Origin of the sequence: Hydrotalea lipotrueae, from assembly GCF_019249625.1 — a bacterium.
Taxonomy (GTDB): Bacteria; Bacteroidota; Bacteroidia; order Chitinophagales; family Chitinophagaceae; genus Hydrotalea; species Hydrotalea flava.
The window spans coordinates 20,073-44,354 of sequence record NZ_JAESDL010000017.1; the positions used below are offsets into that span (position 1 = coordinate 20,073).

General features: G+C 37.2%; 20 protein-coding genes. 10 read left to right on the forward strand and 10 right to left on the reverse strand.

Annotation, left to right across the window (positions count from 1 at the left end; all coding sequences use genetic code 11):
- Position 1: 1 nt before the first annotated feature.
- From JK139_RS10650 to JK139_RS10675, 6 genes are all read left to right on the forward strand, one after another.
- Positions 2 to 679 carry a response regulator gene (locus JK139_RS10650; protein ID WP_074420276.1) on the forward strand — a complete coding sequence of 226 codons (678 nt, stop codon included), beginning with the start codon at positions 2 to 4 and terminating at the stop codon, positions 677 to 679.
- A 77-nt stretch (positions 680 to 756) separates the two neighbouring features.
- Positions 757 to 1,803, forward strand: a complete 1,047-nt coding sequence (locus JK139_RS10655; RefSeq protein WP_074420277.1) for a sensor histidine kinase — start codon at positions 757 to 759, stop codon at positions 1,801 to 1,803.
- A gap of 247 nt (positions 1,804 to 2,050) precedes the next feature.
- Positions 2,051 to 2,698 (forward strand): DUF47 domain-containing protein, encoded by a 648-nt coding sequence (locus JK139_RS10660; RefSeq protein ID WP_068245082.1) that lies wholly within the window; start codon positions 2,051 to 2,053, stop codon positions 2,696 to 2,698.
- A 47-nt stretch (positions 2,699 to 2,745) separates the two neighbouring features.
- Positions 2,746 to 3,759, forward strand: coding sequence for an inorganic phosphate transporter (locus tag JK139_RS10665; protein ID WP_068245085.1), 1,014 nt, complete (start codon positions 2,746 to 2,748; stop codon positions 3,757 to 3,759).
- Between the two features lie 149 nt (positions 3,760 to 3,908).
- Positions 3,909 to 4,940: a UDP-glucose 4-epimerase GalE gene (galE, locus tag JK139_RS10670; protein WP_074420278.1), complete on the forward strand. Its 1,032-nt coding sequence runs from the start codon at positions 3,909 to 3,911 to the stop codon at positions 4,938 to 4,940.
- A 93-nt stretch (positions 4,941 to 5,033) separates the two neighbouring features.
- Positions 5,034 to 7,292 carry an FUSC family protein gene (locus JK139_RS10675; RefSeq protein ID WP_074420279.1) on the forward strand — a complete coding sequence of 753 codons (2,259 nt, stop codon included), beginning with the start codon at positions 5,034 to 5,036 and terminating at the stop codon, positions 7,290 to 7,292.
- 85 nt (positions 7,293 to 7,377) lie between these two features.
- Here the strand turns inward: JK139_RS10675 and JK139_RS10680 are convergent, their stop codons facing one another.
- The gene (locus JK139_RS10680) at positions 7,378 to 9,231 is read right to left on the reverse strand and encodes a 2-oxoacid:acceptor oxidoreductase subunit alpha (RefSeq protein WP_074420280.1); all 1,854 of its coding nucleotides are present in this window, start codon (positions 9,229 to 9,231) and stop codon (positions 7,378 to 7,380) included.
- Positions 9,232 to 9,370: 139 nt separating this feature from the next.
- Between JK139_RS10680 and JK139_RS10685 the strand changes: the two genes are divergently transcribed.
- The 3 genes from JK139_RS10685 to JK139_RS10695 all read left to right on the forward strand — a co-directional run bounded on the left by JK139_RS10685 (position 9,371) and on the right by JK139_RS10695 (position 13,219).
- Positions 9,371 to 10,243, forward strand: coding sequence for a polysaccharide deacetylase family protein (locus JK139_RS10685; RefSeq protein ID WP_218331268.1), 873 nt, complete (start codon positions 9,371 to 9,373; stop codon positions 10,241 to 10,243).
- Positions 10,244 to 10,305: 62 nt separating this feature from the next.
- On the forward strand, positions 10,306 to 11,082 hold the full coding sequence (locus JK139_RS10690) for a Bax inhibitor-1/YccA family protein (RefSeq protein ID WP_218331269.1): 777 nt from the start codon (positions 10,306 to 10,308) through the stop codon (positions 11,080 to 11,082).
- 142 nt (positions 11,083 to 11,224) lie between these two features.
- A complete protein-coding gene (locus JK139_RS10695; protein WP_218331270.1) occupies positions 11,225 to 13,219 on the forward strand; it encodes an alpha-ketoacid dehydrogenase subunit alpha/beta in 1,995 nt (664 codons plus the stop codon).
- A gap of 6 nt (positions 13,220 to 13,225) precedes the next feature.
- Here JK139_RS10695 and JK139_RS10700 read toward each other — a convergent pair whose 3' ends face one another.
- The 3 genes from JK139_RS10700 to JK139_RS10710 all read right to left on the reverse strand — a co-directional run bounded on the left by JK139_RS10700 (position 13,226) and on the right by JK139_RS10710 (position 18,219).
- Positions 13,226 to 15,391, reverse strand: coding sequence for a penicillin acylase family protein (locus JK139_RS10700; protein ID WP_218331271.1), 2,166 nt, complete (start codon positions 15,389 to 15,391; stop codon positions 13,226 to 13,228).
- Positions 15,392 to 15,407: 16 nt separating this feature from the next.
- Positions 15,408 to 16,577, reverse strand: coding sequence for a dipeptidase (locus JK139_RS10705; RefSeq protein ID WP_218331272.1), 1,170 nt, complete (start codon positions 16,575 to 16,577; stop codon positions 15,408 to 15,410).
- A 70-nt stretch (positions 16,578 to 16,647) separates the two neighbouring features.
- The gene (locus tag JK139_RS10710) at positions 16,648 to 18,219 is read right to left on the reverse strand and encodes an N-acyl-D-amino-acid deacylase family protein (RefSeq protein WP_074418652.1); all 1,572 of its coding nucleotides are present in this window, start codon (positions 18,217 to 18,219) and stop codon (positions 16,648 to 16,650) included.
- An 86-nt stretch (positions 18,220 to 18,305) separates the two neighbouring features.
- On the opposite strand from JK139_RS10710, the gene prfA reads away from it, so the two are divergent.
- Positions 18,306 to 19,367: a peptide chain release factor 1 gene (gene prfA, locus JK139_RS10715; protein ID WP_218331273.1), complete on the forward strand. Its 1,062-nt coding sequence runs from the start codon at positions 18,306 to 18,308 to the stop codon at positions 19,365 to 19,367.
- Between the two features lies 1 nt (position 19,368).
- Here the strand turns inward: prfA and nth are convergent, their stop codons facing one another.
- From nth to JK139_RS10745, 6 genes are all read right to left on the reverse strand, one after another.
- Positions 19,369 to 20,034, reverse strand: a complete 666-nt coding sequence (gene nth / locus JK139_RS10720; protein ID WP_218331274.1) for an endonuclease III — start codon at positions 20,032 to 20,034, stop codon at positions 19,369 to 19,371.
- A gap of 37 nt (positions 20,035 to 20,071) precedes the next feature.
- Complete coding sequence (locus JK139_RS10725; RefSeq protein ID WP_074418597.1) at positions 20,072 to 20,953, reverse strand: alpha/beta hydrolase; 882 nt, start codon at positions 20,951 to 20,953, stop codon at positions 20,072 to 20,074.
- A gap of 37 nt (positions 20,954 to 20,990) precedes the next feature.
- A complete protein-coding gene (locus JK139_RS10730) occupies positions 20,991 to 21,224 on the reverse strand; it encodes a hypothetical protein (protein WP_074418598.1) in 234 nt (77 codons plus the stop codon).
- Between the two features lie 110 nt (positions 21,225 to 21,334).
- Positions 21,335 to 21,634 carry an FtsB family cell division protein gene (locus JK139_RS10735; RefSeq protein WP_074418599.1) on the reverse strand — a complete coding sequence of 100 codons (300 nt, stop codon included), beginning with the start codon at positions 21,632 to 21,634 and terminating at the stop codon, positions 21,335 to 21,337.
- Positions 21,635 to 21,897: 263 nt separating this feature from the next.
- Complete coding sequence (eno, locus tag JK139_RS10740; RefSeq protein ID WP_218331275.1) at positions 21,898 to 23,187, reverse strand: phosphopyruvate hydratase; 1,290 nt, start codon at positions 23,185 to 23,187, stop codon at positions 21,898 to 21,900.
- A gap of 64 nt (positions 23,188 to 23,251) precedes the next feature.
- The gene (locus JK139_RS10745; RefSeq protein WP_218331276.1) at positions 23,252 to 24,163 is read right to left on the reverse strand and encodes an ATP-binding cassette domain-containing protein; all 912 of its coding nucleotides are present in this window, start codon (positions 24,161 to 24,163) and stop codon (positions 23,252 to 23,254) included.
- Between the last annotated feature and the right edge of the window lie 119 nt (positions 24,164 to 24,282).

Below are 24,282 nucleotides of genomic sequence, written 5' to 3' on the forward strand. Positions count from 1 at the left end.
CATGGAAACAGCAGCTAAAAAAATTTTAATTGCAGACGATGAACCCGATATTTTAGAAATTATCAGTTACAATTTAACCAAAGAAGGATATGCAGTTACTACTGCCAAAGATGGAGATGAAGCCATAGAAAAAGCCAAATTGGTTAAACCGAATTTAATTATTTTAGATATTATGATGCCGCATAAAACTGGCATTGAAGTATGTGCTATTTTAAGAGCGCAACCACAGTTTCAACATACCCTCATCATTTTTTTGACTGCATTAAGTGATGAACCATCGCACATTAAAGGTTTAGAAACCGGCGCAGATGATTATGTAAGCAAACCCATATCGCCCAAAATGCTCATCAGCAGGGTAAATGCGCTGTTTAGAAGGGTACAAAAAGAAGATGGCAAACCACTGAAAGTGGGGAATCTTACCATCGATCCTGTAAAATTTGTGGTTGAAATAGATGGCCGTGAAATAATGCTGGCAAAAAAGGAATTTGAATTACTATTTCTGCTGGCGGCTAAACCGGGCAGGGTATTTTTAAGGAATGAAATACTTTCGCAGGTTTGGGGCAATGAAGTAATTGTTGGCGACAGAACCATTGATGTGCATATTAGAAAAATCAGGCAAAAGTTAAATTTAGATTGTATTACCACTGTAAAAGGTGTAGGCTATAAATTTGATATATAAGTTTACGAACTGAAAATAATTCCTCCCATGCTTGTTATAAAAGTATTTGCTGCTTAGCTTTATGCATATTAGCCACTATGTTAGAAACCAAAAATTTATCGCCCCAGCAACTATCTGCCTTAACCGCATTATTTCTGGCCATTCCTATTGGATTTACATTTTTTTTAATTGAAAATGTATGGATTGGTGCAGCAGCATTTGTACTCACTTTTATTGGTAGTTATTATCTCATCGGGTTTGTGCTGGAATCGTTCATTTACCGAAAAATCAAGCTAATTTATAAATTCATTTATCAAACCAAAGCCAGTAAAAGGGAAGAAACCTATTATAAATATATATTACCACAAAAGGGAATAGATGAGGTACGAGAAGATGTAGAAAAATGGGCAGAACAAAAAAGTGCTGAAATAGAATTGCTGAAACAAAATGAAGCTTACCGGAAAGAATTTCTTCAAAATTTAGCACATGAATTTAAAACACCCATTTTTGCCATTCAGGGTTATATAGATACTTTATTAAGTGGTGCCATTGAAAATCCGGAAGTCAATAAAAAGTTTTTGGAAAATGCTTCTAAAAATATTGACCGAATGGTAAATTTAGTGGAAGATTTAGATGAGATCTCGAAATTAGAAAGTGGTGAACAACCCCTGTATAAAGAAAATTTTATTATTCAGGATTTAATCAGGGAAGTTTTTGAAGCCCTTTCCATAAAAACTGCAGCCAAACAAATAAAAACAATCATTAAAAAAGGATGTGAAGCACCCATAATTGTATTTGCCGACAAAGAAAAAATAAGGCAGGTGCTCAATAACTTAGTGATAAACGCCACCAAATACGGTAAAAACAATGGTACTATTATAGCCAGTATTTATAAAACCGATGGCATGCATGTTTTAGTTGAAATTAGTGATGATGGGATTGGCATTGCTGAAGAGCATTTACCCAGAGTGTTTGAACGTTTTTACCGAACCGACCGGGGAAGAAGCCGAAATGTAGGCGGTACAGGTTTAGGATTAGCCATTTGCAAACACATTATTGAAGCACATGGCCAAACCATACATATAAGAAGCAAAATTGATGTAGGTACATCGGTTGGGTTTACCCTTTCTACCAAAAGAAATTAAAAAAGCCCCTATGAAAATAAGGGCCGGTCATGAGAAAATCTACTGTACTCTTGTTGCGCTTTAACTATGAACTAAATTCTGAATGCAAAATAAAGAGCCCAATGTGAAGCCAATGTAAATTCAATGCAACCAAATCATTAACATTTTGGAGCCAAAGTTTAAATGGCTGTATTAACAAATTATTAATTCTTTTTTTTACCCAAGGCTTCAAATCCATAGCTTTACTTTTGTCCAAATTTTTTCGATTATGGGATTAAACACGATTGGCAGGATTTTCATGCCCAAAAACAAAATTTTCTACGAACTTTTTGAGCAGGTAGCCGATACCGTTTGTGAGATGGCAGATATGCTTAAAAAAGTGGTAGCAGAACCGGAACATGATAAAAGGGCACCACTTATTAAACAAATTGAAGATTTAGAACACAAAAATGATGACCATACCCACAAAATTTTTACCGAATTAGGCAGAAATTTTATAACCCCTTTCGATAGGGAAGATATTCACTATTTGGCCACTGCATTAGATGATATTGCAGATTATATTTATTCCTCTTCCAAAAAAATTAATTTCTACCATATTAACCCTAATGACAGCGGTATCCAAAAAATGGCTGAATTAATTTACCAGGGTTGCAATGAAATTAAAAAAGCAGTATATGGCCTTCGCGATATGAAAGATTTGAGAAAAATGACTGAAGCATTAGTAAAAGTAAATTCCATAGAAAATCAGGCCGATGATGTTTTTGATATGAGCATTGAAATGCTTTTTCAGAAAGAGAATGATGCCAAAGAAGTGATTAAAAAGAGAGAAATTTATCAGGTATTGGAAATTGCTACAGATAAATGCGAAGATGCCGCTAATGTAATTGAATCCATTATCATCAAATATGCTTAATCGGCATTGATGGCTTAAACTAAACTTATTAACAGCAATCAGGAGATATGATGATTTTATTGGTTACACTTGTTGTACTTGCGCTGATATTTGATTTTATTAATGGCTTTCATGATGCTGCCAACTCCATTGCCACCATCGTTTCTACAAAAGTACTCACACCTTTACAGGCAGTAGTTTGGGCAGCTTCTTTTAACTTTATTGCCTATTTTGTTTTTAAAGAACACAAAGTAGCCGGCACTATTGCCAACATCATTGCAGAAAATATAATTAATTTTCATGTATTAATGGCTGCAACCGTTGCTGCTATTATCTGGAATTTAATTACCTGGTATTTTGGTATCCCCTCCAGCTCATCTCACACTTTAATTGGGGGTTTAGCCGGTGCAGCCATTGCAGCCGGTGGCGGATTAGATGGCGTAAACAGCAGCCCCATTATAACTGCATTAGTTTTCATGGTACTCTCCCCTATTTTGGGATTAATATTTGGTTTTATCATCACCATTATTACTGTTAATGTGGCAAAAAATGCCCGCCCCTCTAAAGCTGAAGGATGGTTTAAACGTTTGCAATTGGTATCATCTGGTGCATTAAGCTTAGCGCATGGCGGTGGCGATTCACAAAAAACCATGGGTTTAATTTTAGCCGGTTTATGGTTTTTTGAAAAATCTTCTAACCCAAATATTGGTTCTATTCACAATTTTGCCATGCCCGAATGGCTGCCTTTTGCATGTTATACGGCAATAGCTTTGGGTACTTTGTTTGGCGGCTGGCGCATTGTTAAAACCATGGGTACAAAAATTACAAAGGTTACCCCGTTAGAAGGATTTTGTGCAGAAGGTGGTGGTGCATTAACCATATTTTTAACTACATTTTTTGGCATCCCGGTAAGTACTACCCATACCATAACCGGTGCCATTATTGGCGTTGGAGCCACCAAACGCTTAAGTGCAGTGCGCTGGGGGGTCACTATCAATTTAGTTTGGGCATGGATACTAACCATCCCGGTTTCAGCAGGTATGGCTGCATTGTTCTATTATGGCGCAAATTTTTTATTCTAACGTTTGCACATAAATTTATACGGCTATCTTTCCATATTTACACAATCAGGGTATAACTTTATACCGGTTTATATTTTCATTGAAATGAATGAAAATAATATTACACAACAGCTTAGTATAACTGAGAATCTCAAAATAGTTTGAATAATATGAAGAAAATATTAGTTACCGGTGGATGCGGCTATATTGGATCACACACCATTGTTGATTTAATTGAAAACGGATATGAAGTAATTTCTATTGATGATAATTCAAGATCAAGCATTACTGCTTTAAATGGCATTGAATTGATTACCGGAAAAAAAATAAAAAATTATACAGTTGATTTGAAGAATTTTGATGAAACACAAGCGGTATTTCAAGAACATCATGATATTACAGGAATTATACATTTTGCAGCTTATAAGGCCGTAAGTGAATCGGTTGAACAACCTTTGTTTTACTATGAAAACAATCTGTTTTCATTAATCAATCTGCTGAAATGTGTAAAGGAATTTTCTATTCCTTACTTTGTTTTTTCTTCTTCCTGCACTGTTTATGGTAATCCCGATAGTATACCTGTTACAGAATCTTTTCCCATCAAAAAAGCTGAATCGCCTTATGGAGCTACCAAACAAATGGGTGAGGATATTGTAAGAGATTGCAGTAATGCTTTTGAAACTACTTCAATTTTATTACGCTACTTTAATCCGGTAGGTGCCCATCCTTCCAATCATTTGGGCGAACTGCCCATTGGTAAACCCATGAATCTTGTGCCGGCTATTACCCAAACTGCTATCGGTAAAATACCCAAACTAATGGTGTATGGCAACGATTATCCTACACGAGATGGTAGTTGCATCAGAGACTTTATTCATGTATGTGATATTGCACATGCACATACCCTTGCTTTGGAATATTTAATTGCTCAAAAAAACAAAAGCTATTGCGATGTTTTTAATTTAGGCACCGGCAATGGAGTTTCCGTTTTGGAAGCCATACATGCATTTGAAAAAGTAAGTGGTGTTCAATTAAATTATGAAATTGGCCCAAGAAGGCCGGGCGATGTAGTAGTCATTTATGCCAATAACGAATTAGCAAAAAAAACATTAGGCTGGAACATTCAATACAGCTTAGAAGATATGATGCGCACTGCATGGGCTTGGGAACAAAAACAGTTTACGACAAAAAAAATTAAATAGCACCCGGAAAATCAAACTATTGTACTATTCCGCATTTATTGAAGTAATAAAAAATTTACGATTTGCAGGTGAAGGGAATAACTTTATACCTGTATGGATTATTTAAAACAATTCCGCAGTTTTATTAATAGTTATTATGTTGGCGAAGGGGTAAGAATTACCTTTGGCATTTTATTGCCTTCACTTGTTGCAGGATATTTTCATGCTTTGCCTATTGGCATTAATATGTCGCTGGGCGCATTGGGTATAGCCATTAGCGACAATCCCGGCCCAATTTCCCATCGCAAAAACGGATTTTTAGCCGGAAGTATTATCCTGTTTTTGGTGTCGTTAATCATTGGTTTCGCCAGTCCAATCCACTGGTTATATGGTTTCATATTACCCTTATTGTGTTTTATATTTTCCATGTTAGGTGTTTTTGGAACAAGGGCCGCTTCTATTGGAATTGCAGCTTTATTGATTTTAGTATTACAGGCAGAACACCATTACAATAATTGGAGGGATGTTGTAACCGTAAGTTTTTATATTGGAATGGGTGCTGTTTGGTATAGCCTGTTAAGCCTGGCACTGTATAATCTTCGTCCCTACAAAATCATGCAACAGGCATTAGGAGAATATCTGGAATCCATCAGCAGATATTTGCGTTTAAAAGGATCTTTTTTTCAGGATGCAACAAATCTAGAGCATACTTACGCACAACTATTGCAATTGCAAACAACCGTTCTGGAAAAACAAAACCTGACAGCCGAACTAATTTTTAAAACCAGAAATTTTGTAAAAGAATCTACACCGGTTAGCCACATTTTAATGATGGCATTTTTAGATGCAACCGATTTACTGGAAATTTCAATGACTTCGCATCAGAATTATCAGGCATTGCATGCCTATCTTCCTGCACAAAATTTACTAAAAGGTTATGCCAATGCAATTAGCGATCTGGCAAATTACTTAGATGAAGCGGGAATTGCTTTAAAAAGTAGTACTGCCATTCAATCACCCACTGATTTTAGTGCAACCATTCGTTCACTTAGAAATGAATACAGCCAGTTGCATGCTAAAAATATCGCAGCAGATTCTATTCCAATTTTAATCAGCCTGAAACATATTTTAGACAGTATAGAAGCAGTAGCTGGAAGAATAAAAACGCTCGAATTATATACATCTTACAGAACTAAAATACCCGGTAAAATTTTTCAGGAAACAAATCCTGAAGATTTCATTTCACACCAACGGATATCATTTAACGTAGTTTTAGATAATTTAACTTTCCATTCAAATATTTTCAGGCACTCACTCAGAATTGCTTTAGCAGCCCTGGCAGCCTATTTCATAGCGCAATATTTTTTACTAGGGCATAGTTACTGGCTTTTATTAACTGTAATTGTAATTTTAAAACCGGCTTATAATCTTACCAAAAAAAGAAATAAAGAAAGATTAACCGGCACCATCATTGGTGCAATGATTGGTGCAATAGCACTTTACTTTATTCATAACGATACTATTTTATTACTGATACTTTCTGCCAGTATGCTGGTAGCCTACAGTTTTATGCGCACCAATTACCGGCTAAGCGTTGTTGCCATTACTTTATATGTTATATTGCTGTATCACCTTTTAAATTTCAATAATTATCGCTTACTGATTACAGACCGATTAATTGATACGGCCATTGGTTCTGCCTTAGCTTTCATTTTTAGTTATGTTTTACCTCCGGTTTGGGAAAGTGTTCAATTAGATACCATTATAGTGCGGGCTTTAGCTGATACACGTAATTATTTTAAAGCTTTAAATGAAATTTTTACAGGAAGGGCAATATACAACAAGGCAGATATGCGCCTTTCCAGAAAAAAAAGTTGGGTTGCAATAGCCAATGTTTCAGACAGCTTTAACAGAATGCTATCTGAACCTAAAAATCAGCAACATCACCTTACACAAATACACCAATTAGTGGTGTTGTTGCATATTACCAATGCGCATTTGGCTACCCTAAATTTTTATGCGGAGCAACTAACCAACCAATATATCACACCTGAATTAAACGATATCGGAATATTGATTGAACAATATTTTGATAGCGGCATTCAGCAATTGCAATCTGATAAGATAATTGAGCAAACAGATTTTTCAAATAAAATCATTCAAACAACCACCATCGAGCAAAAAATTAATGATTTATTGCAAATAAGAGCCAATGAAATTAATGCCGGACAATTGAATAGTGAAACCAGGCCATATCTTTCTACCTTAAAATCAATTACTGATCAGTATTATTTTATACACAATGTTTCCTATGATATGGCTAAAATTACTGATAAGCTTATTGCATATCATAAAAATAAACCCTCCGAATAAAAGAGGGTTTTGGTTTTTGATATAGGATTAAGAGAGGGGGATTAAAAGTTTTATTTTTTATATATTTAATATTTTAGTTATTCATTTATTTTTTCAGCATGGCACTCATTTCAGCTACCAACTCAGTTTTAGTAATTGGAATACCCATTATTTTATTGTAACCTTTCGCATCTACCATGTATATGTCTCTCAAAATTTTAACCAATTGTCCATTGTTAATTTCTGGTACCAATACCTGCTTAAATCCTTTAATAATTTGTCCAAGATTTTTTGGGAAAGGGCGTACATAACGAAGGTGGGCATGACTAACGACATAGCCTTGCTGTTGCAATTCGAGTACGGCACTTTTAATAGCCCCATACGTTGAACCCCATCCAATTACAAGCAAATCGCCTGTTTCGGCACCACTGTCTAAATGCTGTAATGGAATATGATCGGCAATTTTATCTACTTTAGCCTGTCTGATTTTTACCATGTGTTGGTGGTTATCGGGGTCATAACTCACATTTCCGGTAATATCCTGTTTTTCCAATCCACCAATTCTGTGCTCCAATCCTGCAGTTCCGGGTACAGCCCAGGGACGCACTAATTTTTCATCTCTTACATACGGCTGAAACTTTTCATCAGCATTAGTTTTAGCAGGAGCAAAAGCCACTTCAATTGGTTTTAAATCTGCTGCTTTTGGAAAACGCCAGGGTTCAGCACCATTGGCAATGTAACCATCACTCAATAAAATAACCGGCGTCATATGCTGTACGGCAATTCTGCAAGCTTCATAAGCCACATCAAAACAATCACTGGGTGTAGCTGATGCAATAATGGGCATAGGGCATTCCCCGTTTCTGCCATAATATGCCTGCATTAAATCGCTTTGCTCGGTTTTTGTAGGCAATCCGGTTGAGGGGCCGCCACGTTGTATATCAACAATCACCAAAGGAATTTCCAACATCACTGCCAAGCCCATCGCCTCTGCTTTTAAAGCCATTCCAGGACCTGAGGTTGTGGTAATACCCAAAGAACCACCATAACTGGCACCTATACTGGAGCTAATGGCAGCAATTTCATCTTCTGCCTGAAAAGTTTTTACACCAAACCCTTTATACTTGCTGAGTTCATGCAAAATATCAGATGCAGGTGTAATAGGATAAGAACCTAAGAACAAAGGCAACTCACTTTTTTGGCTGGCTGCAATTAAACCATATGCCAATGCCTGATTACCCATGATACTTCTGTAAGTACCTGCAGGAAGTTTGGCTTTTTCTACTTTGTATCGCGTAGTAAATGTTTCAGTGGTATCACCATAATTATAACCCGCCTGTAATACCTTAATATTACTTCGTAAAATGCTTTCTTTCTTACCAAATTTTTCCTTCAGAAACGCAATGGTATTATCAAGTGTGCGGTTGTACATCCAATAAATAAAACCCAACACAAACATGTTCTTGGCACGATCACGCTCTTTGGTGCCTAAATCGGTAAAATCTTTAAGTGCTTCTCTTGTCAGTTTGGTTACATCAATTTTAATTACTTCATAACTATCCAAACTACCATCCTCTAAAGGATTAACGCCATCCGGATAATTGGCTAAGCGTAAATTTTTTGCATCAAACCCATCAATATTGGCAATAATTTTTCCACCCGGTTTAATACTTTTCAAGTTTACTTTTAATGCAGCCGCATTCATTGCTACCAACACATCAGCAATATCGCCGGGTGTATATACTTTATTGGAAGAAAAATGTAATTGATACCCACTTACCCCAGGCAGTGTTCCAATGGGGGCTCTGATTTCAGCAGGAAAATCGGGAAATGTTGCTAAATCAATTCCTAATAAAGCGGTGTTATTGGTAAATTGCTGACCGGTTAATTGCATGCCATCGCCGCTATCGCCGGCGAACTTGATTACTACATCCTGCAGTAATTGCTCATTTCTGTTCATTTTATAAAAAATTGGTTACGAAGTTAAGCATAATACCCGTTCATATTTGAGCAGTTTTGCAGCAATTTAGAAACATTTTAAACATTTATTACACATTACCGCATTACCTTGCACCACCTGCAGGGTATAAAAGTAACATATGACTGATTCTTTACTAAAAAATTTATCCTTAAAAAGTTTAATGGGGCTGCTATTCATGCTTAGCATTTCATGCAATGAAAAGCCTTCCAATGCAAAATTATCTTCTCTTGCTCTTTCAATACCTGATATAGTGGCACTGGCGGATTCCATGCATGCACAAAAGCAAACCATTATCAGCACGCCCATTCAATATGATACAACAAAAAAATACATCTATCTGACTTTTGATGACGGCCCGCAACATGGCACAACTGCCTGCGTAGAAACCATCAAAAAAGAACAGGTAAAAGCTTCTTTTTTTATGATAGGCAATCAGATAAACGATGTATACCTGAAAAAATTAGTGGCATCTATTCGCAATGATTATCCGCAAATACTATTGGCCAATCACAGTTTTACACATGCCGGCAATAAATACATTTATTTTTATCATCATCCACAAATGGCGTTTAATGACTTTATTCAAGCACAGGAAACAATCAATATTCCATTCAAAATTATTCGTTTGCCGGGTAACAGTGCATGGATTGGCGCCAATTCAATAAAAACATCACCACTGGTAAGGCCTGTTTGCAAAATGTTAGATAGTGCCGGTTACAATGTAATTGGCTGGGATGTAGAATGGAGCTTTAACCATAAAACGGCAAACCCCATTCAAACTCCGGAAACAATGTTGGAACTGGTCAATCATGCATTCGAAAAAAATTATACCCATACTAAAAACCATCTGGTGATTCTTTCACACGACCGGATGTTCAGAAATGCTAATTTTACAGATTCATTGCAAAAATTTATTAGCCTGTTAAAACAAAACTCCAACTACGTTTTTGAAACAGTTGACCATTACCCCAATCTTAAAAAACCATTATAACTTTAACGACTCTTTTTACATTATTGCAGTAACTTTACACAAGAATTAAAACAATTTAAATTATGGCAATTTTTAAATCTGGTAACCCTACTTTAACAGAAAAAATTTTTAATAACAGCCTTACTGCCGAAGCCAATGCACAAGGCATTATGAGTGTTAGAGGCACCTTAAATAAATTCGGTTTTTTAATGCTGATGGTAATTGGTGGCGCTTTTTATACCTGGCATACTTACCAAAGCGGACAACCCGGCACCACTACCACTTTAATGATGGTGGGTGTTTTTGGTGGCTTAATTGCCGCTATTGCAATTATGTTTAAGCCCATGTGGGCAGGTTATATTGCCCCGGCCTATGGCATATTGGAAGGATTATTTATTGGTGCCATTTCAGCAATGATCAATGACATGTTTGCAAAAAATTATCCAAATTTGGTACTACAAGCAGTGGGCTTAACTTTTGGTGTTGCACTTGCTATGTTTTTGCTGTACAGTTTCAGGATTATTAAAGTAACCGACAAATTAAGAAGCATTATTTTCACTGCTACTTTAGGCATCGCTATCTTTTATGGCCTTACACTTGTTTTGGGCCTTTTTGGAGTGAATATGCCATTTATGAGTATTACCAATGGCGGTATGCTTGGCATTGGTATCAGTTTGTTTGTTGTAGCTATTGCTGCCTTGAACCTTTTATTGGATTTTGATATGATTGAAAGAGGCGCTGAGCAAGGAGCACCTAAATTTATGGAATGGTACGGCGCTTTTGGTTTGCTGGTTACCATTGTTTGGTTATACATTGAAATATTAAAACTGCTTAGCCGTTTGGCCAGCAGCAGAAACTAATAAACCAATTATTTTTGATAGCCCCATACCCAAACAGTATGGGGTTTTTTATACCCTTTTAAAAAACTTTGAAAACATTTTTGCAGATTGATATACCTGCAGCGAATAACCGGTAATTTAGAACTTTAAAACAAGAGCTGCCATGGAATTTAACAGAAAATCGCTTACTGATACCGACTTAATAAACCTTTACCGGCATTTGTTATTACCCAGATTGATAGAAGAAAAAATGCTGTTGTTACTGCGTCAGGGAAAAATCAGTAAATGGTTTAGTGGTATTGGTCAGGAAGCCATTGCTGTAGGCGCTACCATGGCATTAGAACCCGATGAATGGATAATGCCACTGCATAGAAATCTAGGTGTGTTTACATCCCGTAAAATGCCCCTGCATAAATTGTTTATGCAATGGCAAGGCAATAATGAAGGTTACTCAAAAGGAAGAGAAAGAAGTTTTCATTTTGGAAGCAAAGAACATTTTATTTGCGGAATGATATCGCACCTTGGCCCACAATTGGCTATAGCCGATGGTGTGGCATTAGCCAATCAGCTACAACAAAAACAAAAAGTAGCATTAGCCTTTAGTGGTGATGGCGGAACCAGCGAAGGCGATTTTCATGAAGCATTAAATGTAGCGGCAGTATGGAGCTTACCCGTTATTTTTTTGATTGAAAACAACGGTTATGGACTTAGCACGCCAGTAAATGAGCAGTACCGTTGCAAAAATTTGGTTGACAAAGCCATAGGTTATGGCGTGGAAGCCGTTCAAATTGATGGGAATAATATTTTGGAAGTGTATGATACCATTCGTGGGGTTAGGGATTATTGCATCACACAGCAAAAGCCTTATTTTATTGAATGCATGACTTTCAGAATGAGAGGGCATGAAGAGGCCAGCGGCACAAAATATGTTCCGCATGAATTATTTGAGATATGGGGCGAAAAAGATCCGGTAAAAAATTATGAGCAGTATTTATTAGATGCGCAAATACTTTCTGCACAGGCAATAGATGAAATCAGACAAAATACCAGGAAAGAAATTGAGCTGGAATTGCAAATCGCATTTCAGGCACCGGCCATTATACCCAATACAGCACTAGAATTAGCGGATGTATATGCCCCAGTGGAAGCTATTGATGAACCTGATGAATCATTGCGCCATCATCCATCTCAACAAAAACCACATCGACTTATAGATGCCATTAAAGAAGGATTAGATCAGGCAATGGAAAAATATCCTAACCTGATATTGATGGGGCAGGATATTGCAGAATATGGCGGTGCATTTAAAATTACAGAAGGGTTCGTTGAAAAATTTGGCAAAAATCGGGTACGCAATACACCACTTTGTGAAAGCGCAATTATAGGAACAGCACTGGGGCTAAGTTTAGAAGGATTTAAAAGTATGGTTGAAATGCAGTTCGCCGATTTTGTATCAGTAGGCTTTAATCAAATTGTAAATAATCTTGCAAAAATCCATTACCGCTGGGGACAAAATGCTGATGTAGTAATTCGCATGCCTACAGGTGCCGGTGTTGGTGCTGGCCCATACCATTCTCAGAGCAATGAAGCATGGTTTACACATGTACCCGGATTAAAAGTAGTATACCCTGCTACCCCTTTTGATGCAAAAGGATTATTACTTGCAGCTTTTAAAGACCCCAATCCGGTTTTATTTTTTGAACATAAAGCTTTGTACAGGAGTATTAGTGGCTATGTCCCAAACGGGTACTATGAAATTCCTATCGGAAAAGCACGTGTAATAAAACCCGGGAATGATATGAGTATTATTACCTATGGCGCCGGTGTTCACTGGGCATTACAATATACAGCGCAACATACTGAAACAGATATTGAAATTCTTGATTTAAGATCTTTACAGCCTTTTGATTATGAAAGCATTCGTGCTACGGTTCATAAAACAGGTAAAATATTGGTGCTGCATGAAGATACCTTAACAGGCGGTATTGGTGCTGAAATCAGTGCATGGATCACTGAACATTGTTTTGAGCATTTAGATGCACCCGTGTTGCGCTGTGCCAGTTTAGATACACCCATTCCATTTAATACGGCATTGGAACAAAATTTTTTAGCCAGTTCAAGATTAGAAGCTGCTATTCAAAAACTAATGCATTATTAAATGGAATCAACTACCCGGATGATAGGTTTTTTCGGCATGTTGCAATACATCTTCTTTGTAAAACAGCACATCTTTAAAAATGCCATTGGTGTACATGGCTGCCTGATCGGAAAAATGCGCAGATGACAAATGACCACTTTCGCCACCGGTGAGCAATGATTTGGCTTTTATTCTTTTTCCAAATTCAACCGCACAAATAAAACTATTGCCGTTATACCCATATCTTTTTTTGGTTCCATTAAATGTTCTGCTGACAAACGATGGAATACAACCCCAGGTAGAAGCTGCAAAACCAACAGGCAGACTGGGTTTGCTATCATCAAATTGCTCATTTATTTTTCCGGTTAACCGCTGGTAACGGTTCATATCGCCCCAGGCAACTTGCCATGTGCCGAAATTTTCAATTAATTTTTGAATCACATTTTCAAGTGGCTGTAATAAGGTAGCGGCATTGGCTTGTTGTACAAATTTTTCAGTTTTTTGTACCTGATCATCATCATCTCCATTATTGCGCATAATAGCAGGTAATAATTGCTGTGCCCATTCAATAGCCAATGTAGTAGCAACCGACGTAGCATTGGCATCACGATTCCAGTTTCGTAAAATTTCTATAGGCTGCTGCAGGTTTGCATAATTATTTTTTTCAGCGTCATATGCGTTCAGCAAAGCAGGAATTAAAATATCAAATGCACTTAAATGTGTATTATATGCTGTTTTTATAACCTTATCAATGGTTAATTGTGTTGCATTTTTCCAAAGTTTAACGGCCAATATTCCTCTGAAATTCTGACCATCGGGTGCCATATAACGCGGATAATTTTGTTTCAAGGGACTGCTGCTTCCCGATACGGTAAAAGGGGTTGAATTACAATTTTCTATCCAGCCGGTGGCAGGATTATATACATGCACCATTTCATCTAAAGTATGTAAGCCTTTCCATTCAGTTGCGGCAGTAGTGCCATCAACAGGTAATGCCCAGTTATAAGCTGTATCTCTGCGTGGTATAAAATTTCCATGCCAGTAGGCAATATTGCCCTTATCATCTGCAAAAACGGTATTGTTAGAGGTATTGGCATACAACTCCATAATTTTTTTGTACGATTCAAACCCATTGGCCTTTGTGCGTTCCCAGGATTGAATAAGGCTGGTCATAGATCGGTTCATAGCCTTAACGGATATCCATTTACCATTGCGCTCAGCCATTACAGTACCATGTTGTGTAAAAAAAGTAGTGAATGATTTTGAGGACAATCCATTATCAGTTGTGTAGGAAATGGTAATACTTTTTTCTTTTACCGGCAACCATTTCTTTTCGTATTCATAAAAATATTGCCCCTTTTTTTGAACAATTTTTTCAGCATACAAATCAGCTGCATCTGCGTAGCTGGAGGTATGCATCCAGCCGCAATGTTCGTTGAAACCCTGATAGACAAAGAATTGCCCCCAAGTTACTGCACCATATGCATTTAACCCCTCATCACTTGCCACTTGCACTTCAAATCTAAAATAAAAAGTAACATGCGGATTAATGTACAATATCGCATTACCCGATGCTGTTCGGGATGGCGCAAAGGCAAAGCCGTTAGAACCTGATGTTAAGATGTTATTTTCAGTATCAACTTTAGCTACAGGCTCATTTAACTTGTCATAAAAATTTTTTATTTCAGTTGTACTTAGCCCTCCAATATCTATGGCACCAATACTACCATCCGTCCACAAAAGTGGATACCAGGGTTTAAAGCAGTATAGCAATTTGGGCTTTACCTCCGGATGTTTGTACAAATAAAAATTGATGCCATCGGCATACGCATTGAGTAAAGCTTTTAACCATTGCGGCGCCGCTGCATAATCTTTTTGGGCATCTGCTGAATCAATTTGCAACCTGATCAGTAAATCATCATACAAAGCAGATTCACCTTTTATCTCAGACATACGGCCTAATTTTTCAATATAATTCATTTCAACCCTATCAAAATCATCTTCGCATTGTGCATACAACAAACCAAAAACAGCAGCCGCATCTGTTTTTCCGTAAATATGTGGTATGCCCCAATTATCCCTGATGATGGTTACATTATTTGCCATGTCTTCCCATCTTGCAACCATTTCATGGGTAGGTGATTGTGCAAAAAGCTGTATCGGCCAAAGCAAAGCAATCCATACATATTTCATAACAATACTTTTATTTTTAATTTTCGTTTTGTTTGAAAACACGTAACAAATTACCGCCTAAAATTTTATTGATATCTTTTTTACTGTATCCTCTTTGCAATAAACCTTTGGTAATGAGCGCATAATTTGTAACATCATTTAATTGCTGCGGTGCAGCGTTAATGCCATCAAAATCAGATCCAATGCCAACATGGTCTACACCAATTAAATGTACCACATAATCCAAATGATCGAGCAGTAAGGATAATGGAGGCCGCCAGCTATTTACTTCTGCTGCATATTTTTCAAATAAAATGATTAGGGCATAATCTTGTTGTGTTCCTGCATGAATCATTGAATCTAATTCATGGCGATGGTGCACACCAAACAGTTTTTGTTTTTGCATAAAAGTGCTGTCTAAAAATCCGGAATAAAAATTCAATTGTACAACACCTCCATTTTTACCAATCGCTTTTATCTGATCATCTTTTAAATTTCGAAAAACCGGACAAAGCGCATAAACATCACTGTGCGAAGCAATTACAGGTTTGGTTGTGGCATGCATTACATCCCAAAAAGTTTGTTCACCTACATGCGATACATCAATCATCATTCCCAATTGATTCATGTGTTGTACTAATTTTTTTCCAAAATCAGACAGTCCTTTTTGTTGCAATGCATCGGGGTGAAGGGTTTCATCCATTGCCGAACTTGCCCAGGGGTTTGAATTATTCCAGGTGAGTGTTAAATAGCGGGCACCTCTTTTGTACAGGCTATCGAGTTTGGATACATCATTTTCAATCATGTGTCCACCTTCTACGCCAAATAATGCTGCCAGTTTATGTGCTTTTACCGCCTGCATTAACTGGCTATAATTTTTTACGATAGCCATTTTATCAGGGTTTCGTTCAGCCACGGCATACAATGTATCCATTTCACGATTCGCAAAGTCAAATGGGTTCCGTTGGTCACTATCACACCACACAGAAAAAAATTGTACATCTACTCCACCCTGTTTAAATCTTTTTAAATCAGACATGGTAATACCTTTCAAGTCTTGATCTAACGATACCTTCTTTTCAATACAGGCGGTTAAAATATCATTGTGGGTATCTACTAAAATAGCCTGCTGTGTAATGCGTTGGTAACGTTGTGCAGATAAGCTGATAGCAAAACACAAAGCGATTAGGGTAAAAAATATTTTCATATATGAATGTTTATAATTAATGCAATACAACAAGCTATTTTCAAAATGGTACTCCTCCTTTATGAAACCATTAAAATGATGCACTATTTTTTAGTGTAATACCATTTCGTGCGCCGGTATGCTGCCCATTTTTCAATGTAATGGTTCCATTCACTACCACATATTTAAACCCTTCTGAATACTGGTGTGGTTTTTCATAGGTAGCTTTATCGGTTACTGTATCCGGATTAAACACTACAATATCTGCCGCATACCCCGGCAATAATAATCCTCTGTTTTGTAAGTGAAATTTTTGAGCTGGCAGACTGGTCATGCGCCGGATGGCTTGTTCCAAAGAAAACAAATGTTCCTCACGAACATACTTTCCTAAAATTTTAGCATTACTGCCATAGCCTCGGGGATGTGGCACCCCTTCGCCAAAAACCCTGATACCAGCATCGCACCCAAACATGCAGAAAGGATACTGCATAATGTATTGTACATCTGTTTCACTCATGCCATGAAAAACCATTCCTGCACCACCGTGCTGCATCATTTCTAAAACGGTTTCAGCTTCAGCTTTGGCCGTATGTTTTCGGCCTTTTAACAGGTTTATTGTTTCGATACTTTTCCCATTAAAAGCAGTATCAAAAGCATAATTGGCTACTACCGGGTAACTGAAATGCTTTAATTTTCGCTTACTTAAGCGTTGTAGCATATAAGCAATTACCTGTTCACGGATAACAGGATTATTCAATCGGGCATTAATTGAATCTTTGCCATCTGCCAATACCCAATCAGGTAACAATGTTCCTAAATTGGTACTACTGGCGGTATAAGGATATTGATCAATGGTAACATCAATCCCTTTTTTTCTGGCATCTATTATTAAAGCAAGTGTTTCTTTACTTCTTCTCCAGTTTTGCTGGCCACTTAATTTAAAGTGCGAAATTTCAACAGGCAGTCCTGCAACTGTTCCAATATGCAATGCCTCCTGAATGGCTTGTACTACACTATCACCTTCATCACGCATATGGGTGGCATATACACCATGATAGGCTGCAGCAATTTTTGTTAGAGCCACCACTTCATCGGTAGCAGCATAGGTGCCGGGAATATAAATTAAGCCGGTTGACAAACCTACTGCTCCATCCTGCATTGCTTTTCGGGTAATAGCTTCCATCTGCAACATTTCAGCTTCAGTGGGCGCTCTTCGGGCAGTGCCCATTACGGCTTTCCGTATATCATTATGCCCTACTAATGATGCAATGTTAATAGAAAGATGCAAGCTATCTAACCACTTAAAATAATTTCCAATATCTACTTTAGAAAGGCCACAATTACCCGTTATTACCGTGGTTACTCCATCATAAATAAAATTATCTGCTGTAGGATTTCGGACTTCATCGCCTTCAATATGCGTGTGTACATCTATAAAACCAGGTGCTACTATCATTCCGGCGGCATCGATTACTTTGGCGCTTTTCCAGGCAGAGAGATTACCTACCGCTGCAATTTTATTGTTCACAACAGCCACATCACCATAAAACCAATTATTACCTGTTCCATTGATAATTTTCCCATTTTTTATAAGTATATCAGCAGTTTGGGCTGTTAGTGCAACGGGGAAAAGAACAATAAAAAGCCAAATTAATTTTCTCATGTGTGCTGTTTTGGGGTGATTGAAATTAAGGAAACTTAATCTTACTGCAAAGCAGTACTTTTGCCAACTCAAAATTTTTTGTGGATATGCTGGATAAACTAGAAGCCATTAAAGCGCGATTTGACCAGGTAGGTGTTGCACTGACCAACCCGGAGATTATTAATAACCAGGCAGAGTTTGGAAAACTTAGCAAGGAATACCGTTCCTTAGAGAAAATTGTACAACCATTTGAGGAATACAAAAAGGTACTCAACGACTATCAATTTGTAAAAGAAAACCTGAATAGCAACGATGAGGAGATGAAAGACCTGGCCAAAATGGAATTACCGGAATTAGAAATGAAGAAAGATTCATTAGAAAAAATATTAACCCAATTATTAATTCCGAAAGATCCGCAGGATGATAAAAATGCCATTTTGGAAATTAGAGCCGGTACCGGTGGCGATGAAGCGAGCCTTTTTGCAGGCGATTTATTAGGAATGTATTTACGTTATTGTGCCAAAAAGGGTTGGAAAACGGCTATTGTGAGTGAAAGTGAGGGCACAGCAGGTGGCTACAAAGAAGTTGTGGTAGAAGTAACCGGCGAAGATGTGTATGGAACTTTAAAATTTGAAAGTGGTGTACACCGTGTTCAACGTGTACCCGCTACTGAAACGCAGGGCCGTGTGCATACTTCGGCGGCTACTGTTGCAGTGATACCGGAAGCAGAAGAAGTTGATTTTGAGTTGAAAGAAAGTGATGTTAAAATGGAAACTGCCAGAAGTGGAGGTGCCGGCGGACAAAATGTAAACAAAGTAGAAACCAAGGTATTTTTAACCCATATACCCACCGGAACAGTGGTGGTATGCCAAACAGAGCGAACACAGTTAGGCAATCGCGAAAAAGCTATGCAAATGCTGCGTACAAAATTGTATGAAGAACAGGTGCGTAAACAGGAAGAAGAAATTGCCCGGCAAAGAAAAACTTTGGTAAGCACCGGCGACAGAAGTGCAAAAATTCGCACCTACAACTGGCCGCAGGGAAGGGTTACCGACCACAGAATTGGATTAACTTCATATAATTTAGATGCAGTAATGAATGGCGAAATAGATGAATTTATTGAAGCACTGCAATTGGCAGAAAACTCTGCAAAAATGGCCAATCAGTAAGCTATGCGGTTGTTTTTAAGGTTTTACTTTTCATTTGTTTTTTATAATACAAACATATTTCGGTTAAACCACATGCACTGCATTTAGGATTGCGTGCCAAACAGGTATATCGCCCATGCAAAATAAGCCAATGATGTGCTTTGTGCACCAATGTTTCGGGTATGTATTGAACCAATTGCTTTTCGGCTGCTAAGGGCGTAGTAGCTTTTGTAGTTAAACCCAAACGGGCACTTACCCTAAAAACATGTGTATCTACCGCCATATTGGGTTGCTGATCAATAACACTGGTAATTACATTGGCTGTTTTGCGGCCTACTCCGGGTAATTGAACCAATTCATTCACCGTCATGGGTACCTCGCCCCCAAACTTTTGAATGAGCATATTGGCCATGCCTATTAAATGTTTGGTTTTATTGTTGGGATAAGATATACTTTTTATTAATGGTAATAATTCTTCAAATGTAGCTTTCGCCAATGCATCCACGTTAGGATACCTTTTAAAAATAGCCGGTGTGGTTTGATTAACCCGAACATCAGTGCATTGTGCAGAAAGAATAACAGCAACCAGCAGTTGGAACGGATTATGGTATATTAGTTCTGTTTGCGCATTGGGTATGCTACGTTCAAAATAATCTAATACAATTTTATAACGTTCTTTTTTGGTCATACACCTGCTTCAAATAGAATACAACAAAGAAAAGTGGCTAAAACTGGTGAAAGCTGTTTCCAATAAACTGAAGTGCATCTGTAATTCCGGTGCGCCAGTATGTCCAGTTATGCGCCCCATCACGCACCCTATATTCGTGTGGAATTTTTTTATCGGTTAATGCAATATGCAGCATGCAGTTTCCTCTTGTTAAGAAATCATCATCGCCGCAATCAATCCAGTAACGTACTTTTTTCAAACTATCTGCCGGTGTATTCTCTACCATTTTTAAAATAGAATTTTGATACCAGGCATTATTTAAACGCTGTTTACCTGTTAAGTTATTACCATATAATCTGGCAAATGTTATATCCCAGCTTTTTTGTGGCATATTTACCATCTCATCGTCGGTAAAAACGGCGGCACTGAGTGGGGCTGCTGCTGCAAACAAATCGGGATATTTCATAGCGTATATTAAAGTGCCATAACCACCCATCGATAGTCCAGCAATACCTCTGAATTTTTTTTCAGCTTTAATACGGTATTTTTTTTCAACTGTGGGCATCAACTCTTTTATAAAAAAGTCTTCATAATTTTCATTCCCATCAAATGAATTAATATACCAGCTTGAGTCAGCATTCGGCATAATAATAATCATAGGAGGAATGATACCATGGGCAATAGCATTATCTGCATAACGGTTTATTTCACCAAACTGCAACCAACCGGTTTGATCATCAGTATACCCATGCAATAAATAAACAACAGGATAATTGCGGTTTGAAGTAGTATAATCGAAAGGAAGGTACACTGCATACGCTACATCTTTATGCAGAATATTACTTTTAATTACTTCATGTTCACTTACTGTACCGTGCGATTGAGCTACTGCAAAGTAACCTGTGGTGCAAAGCACCAATACCAATAAAAATGATTTCATAACATGTGTTTTTGAAAAATAGCAAACTAAAAATACGTTATTTTTTAGCCAATTTTTTAGCATACGCCAAAATACTGTTCACAGACTCTTCGCGGGGATGTTTTGATTGTTTTTTTAACCGTTCTAATTGTTTGATGCTGCGTTGCAGTACTTTCAGTCTTTCTTGCAAATGAATATCTTCTTCTAATGCTGCTTCAATTTCTTTAGTTAGATTTTTATCGGTTTCCTGATAAAGGTATAATAATAGTGCTTCTTCTGTAAATGATTTCATTGTTACCGGATATTTTTTGCAGTGTTATTGGTGATTTGTTGTTTCATTTTTTAATCAAACAAGACGACCTCAGTTAAACGAGCTTTTATTTCAATTATTGCAGTAGTGCATTAATTGTGGAAAACATCGCCTTCCACAATAAAAACATCTTCATTGGGCTTTTTCATCAGATATTTTTCACGGGCAAATTTTTCAATTGCGGCGGGATTATGCTGTAAATTATCTAAATCTATTTGTACCAGTTTAATTTGCTGCTCATAGTATTGTTTTTTTAATTGCAGTGATTGTAATTGATGTTTTTGCTGCAATACATAAAAAACATCGCGCTGATCAATAAATAGCATCCAAACCACAAAAAATGCGGTGACCAGCACATACTTATTGTAAAAAAATGAGGGAATTTTTTTCATGCGTAAGAGAACATTTTTATTTCAACCTTTTAAACAACCAAATGCATTGTAGTGTAACATTTTTTTTCAACTGATTGATTCATATCAAGAACACAAAAGAATATTTCAAATTGATTTGAGCAGCCTCATGCCAAAATTACTTGAGTTGAAAGTTATTTTTTTTATTAAACGGAATATTTGCTGTTTTATTGAAAAAAGCATAAAAAAAGAAGAAAACATGTTGCCATGCCTTCTTCTTTCATTCAATAAGTAATTAAATATCACTACTTAGCAAACTTAATTTTACCGGTCGGGAAGATGGCTGTTGAACCCAGTTCTTCCTCAATTCTAAGCAGCTGGTTGTATTTGGCAATTCTATCTGTACGGGAAGCGGAGCCGGTTTTAATTTGTCCGCAACCTAATGCAACAGCTAAATCGGCAATGGTTACATCTTCAGTTTCACCGCTTCTATGACTCATGATAGTATTATAACCATTGTGCTGCGCCAAAGTAACGGCATTAATTGTTTCAGTAATTGATCCAATTTGATTTACTTTCACCAATAATGCATTGGCAATATGCTCATCAATACCTCTTTGTAAACGGTTTACGTTGGTAACAAACAAATCATCGCCCACCAATTGTATTTTACTGCCCAATGTTTGTGTTAATAATTTCCAGCCATCCCAGTCGTCTTCAGCCATACCATCTTCAATAGAAACAATGGGATAATTTTTTGCCCAGTTAGCCCAATAATCTACCATTTTTTCAATGGAAAGTTCTTTGCCATCTGATTTATGAAAATGATATACTTTTTTATCGGCATTAAACATTTCACTTACTGCAGGATCCATGGCAATGGCCATCTGTGTTCCGGCTTTGAACCCGGCAGCGCTAATTGCCGCCATTACAGTATCAATGGCTTCTTCATTGCTTTGAATATTAGGTGCAAAACCACCTTCATCGCCCACATTGGTACTGTAACCTTTTTTCTTTAATACTGATTTTAATGCGTGAAAAACCTCAACACCCCAGCGCAATCCTTCACTAAAAGATGGGGCGCCAATAGGCATTACCATAAATTCCTGAAAATCTATTTTATTATCGGCGTGTGCACCACCGTTTAAAATATTCATCATAGGAATGGGCAATGTTTTTGCATTGGTACCACCTATGTAGCGATATAAGGGCAATCCTGCTTCTTCGGCAGCAGTTTTTGCAACAGCCATACTAACTGCTAAAATTGCGTTGGCACCTAATTTAGCTTTGTTGGGCGTGCCATCTAATTCAATCATCGCCTCATCAATGGCCACTTGTTGGGCAACATCATAACCCACTACTGCTTCTGCTATTGTATCGTTTACATTTTTTACAGCCTGTAAAACACCTTTTCCCTGATAAACTTTTTTATCATTATCCCGCAATTCAACGGCTTCATGTACACCGGTGCTGGCACCACTGGGTACTGCTGCACGGCCCATGATACCTTCATCGGTTAAAACATCTACTTCAATCGTTGGGTTACCGCGACTATCTAATATTTGGCGGGCATGTACTTCTACAATGTAACTCATGGTTGCTTATTTTTAATTTATTGGATGCGAAATTAATTTATCTGTGGAATTTTTTCTGATATATTTAACTACCAAGTGTTAGCTGGCGAAATACTTCTTCCAGCGATTTTTGTTCCGTTTGTAGAGAAAGTATATTCAAATTTTCCTGTAAGGCAAAAGCCAGCAGGTTTTTTCTTACCAATTGCTCTTGTTTGGTATGTAATTTAAAATTACCCGGCGTTATCATTTCTACACGATCAACAAAATTGAATTTTAATTGCTCTGGAGTTAAATACTGCTCCCGAAAACTTACAATAACAGTTACCACTTCATTTTTTTGATGTTGTAAATTTTGCAACGAATCATTGGCTACTATTTGTCCTTTATGAATAATCATAACCCGATCGCATACTGCATTCACTTCCTGTAAAGTATGGGAAGAAAACAATACCGTTTTATCACTTCCCTGCTGTTTAATAACATTTCTAATTTCAACAATTTGATTGGGATCTAACCCACTGATTGGCTCATCTAAAATAAGTACTTTAGGCTGATTAATTAATGCTGCAGCAAGACCTACCCTTTGTTTGTATCCTTTTGAAAGCTGCCCTATTTTTTTATTTTTTTCAAGTTCCAGACCAGTAAGGGCAATTACGTTTTTTATGTGCTTCCATTTTTGATCTATTTTTTTAATGCCAGCAACAAAATAAAGGTATTCACTCACATACATTTCATAGTACAATGCATTTGACTCGGGCAAATATCCAATCATTTTTTTTACGTCAATTGGATTCCTTTGCACATCTATTCCATTCACTAAAACGGTTCCGGCATCAGACTTTAAATAGCCGGTTATCATTTTCATGGTGGTACTTTTACCGGCACCATTTGGCCCGAGAAAACCGGTAATTTCTCCTTTATTCAGCTTAAAACTTATATCGTTTACTGCCAATTGTGTACCATACTGTTTCAGTAAATGTTGCACTTCTACCGACATGTGTTGCTAATTTGCCCGAAAGTACTACTTTAAACCTAAGCAGATTGCAATAAAAACATAAAATAACCTCATATTTTCATCTGTTCAAACAGAAAGTAATTGAAATAACATTGGCTATT

Excerpts from the sequence above, each read along its gene's own strand:
- JK139_RS10650 (WP_074420276.1), top strand. The coding sequence starts at position 2 with ATGGAAACAGCAGCTAAAAAAATTTTAATTGCAGACGATGAACCCGAT.
- JK139_RS10655 (WP_074420277.1), top strand. The coding sequence starts at position 757 with ATGTTAGAAACCAAAAATTTATCGCCCCAGCAACTATCTGCCTTAACC.
- JK139_RS10660 (WP_068245082.1), top strand. The coding sequence starts at position 2,051 with ATGGGATTAAACACGATTGGCAGGATTTTCATGCCCAAAAACAAAATT.
- JK139_RS10665 (WP_068245085.1), top strand. The coding sequence starts at position 2,746 with ATGATGATTTTATTGGTTACACTTGTTGTACTTGCGCTGATATTTGAT.
- galE (WP_074420278.1), top strand. The coding sequence starts at position 3,909 with ATGAAGAAAATATTAGTTACCGGTGGATGCGGCTATATTGGATCACAC.
- JK139_RS10675 (WP_074420279.1), top strand. The coding sequence starts at position 5,034 with ATGGATTATTTAAAACAATTCCGCAGTTTTATTAATAGTTATTATGTT.
- JK139_RS10680 (WP_074420280.1), bottom strand. The coding sequence starts at position 9,231 with ATGAACAGAAATGAGCAATTACTGCAGGATGTAGTAATCAAGTTCGCC.
- JK139_RS10685 (WP_218331268.1), top strand. The coding sequence starts at position 9,371 with ATGACTGATTCTTTACTAAAAAATTTATCCTTAAAAAGTTTAATGGGG.
- JK139_RS10690 (WP_218331269.1), top strand. The coding sequence starts at position 10,306 with ATGGCAATTTTTAAATCTGGTAACCCTACTTTAACAGAAAAAATTTTT.
- JK139_RS10695 (WP_218331270.1), top strand. The coding sequence starts at position 11,225 with ATGGAATTTAACAGAAAATCGCTTACTGATACCGACTTAATAAACCTT.
- JK139_RS10700 (WP_218331271.1), bottom strand. The coding sequence starts at position 15,391 with ATGAAATATGTATGGATTGCTTTGCTTTGGCCGATACAGCTTTTTGCA.
- JK139_RS10705 (WP_218331272.1), bottom strand. The coding sequence starts at position 16,577 with ATGAAAATATTTTTTACCCTAATCGCTTTGTGTTTTGCTATCAGCTTA.
- JK139_RS10710 (WP_074418652.1), bottom strand. The coding sequence starts at position 18,219 with ATGAGAAAATTAATTTGGCTTTTTATTGTTCTTTTCCCCGTTGCACTA.
- prfA (WP_218331273.1), top strand. The coding sequence starts at position 18,306 with ATGCTGGATAAACTAGAAGCCATTAAAGCGCGATTTGACCAGGTAGGT.
- nth (WP_218331274.1), bottom strand. The coding sequence starts at position 20,034 with ATGACCAAAAAAGAACGTTATAAAATTGTATTAGATTATTTTGAACGT.
- JK139_RS10725 (WP_074418597.1), bottom strand. The coding sequence starts at position 20,953 with ATGAAATCATTTTTATTGGTATTGGTGCTTTGCACCACAGGTTACTTT.
- JK139_RS10730 (WP_074418598.1), bottom strand. The coding sequence starts at position 21,224 with ATGAAATCATTTACAGAAGAAGCACTATTATTATACCTTTATCAGGAA.
- JK139_RS10735 (WP_074418599.1), bottom strand. The coding sequence starts at position 21,634 with ATGAAAAAAATTCCCTCATTTTTTTACAATAAGTATGTGCTGGTCACC.
- eno (WP_218331275.1), bottom strand. The coding sequence starts at position 23,187 with ATGAGTTACATTGTAGAAGTACATGCCCGCCAAATATTAGATAGTCGC.
- JK139_RS10745 (WP_218331276.1), bottom strand. The coding sequence starts at position 24,163 with ATGTCGGTAGAAGTGCAACATTTACTGAAACAGTATGGTACACAATTG.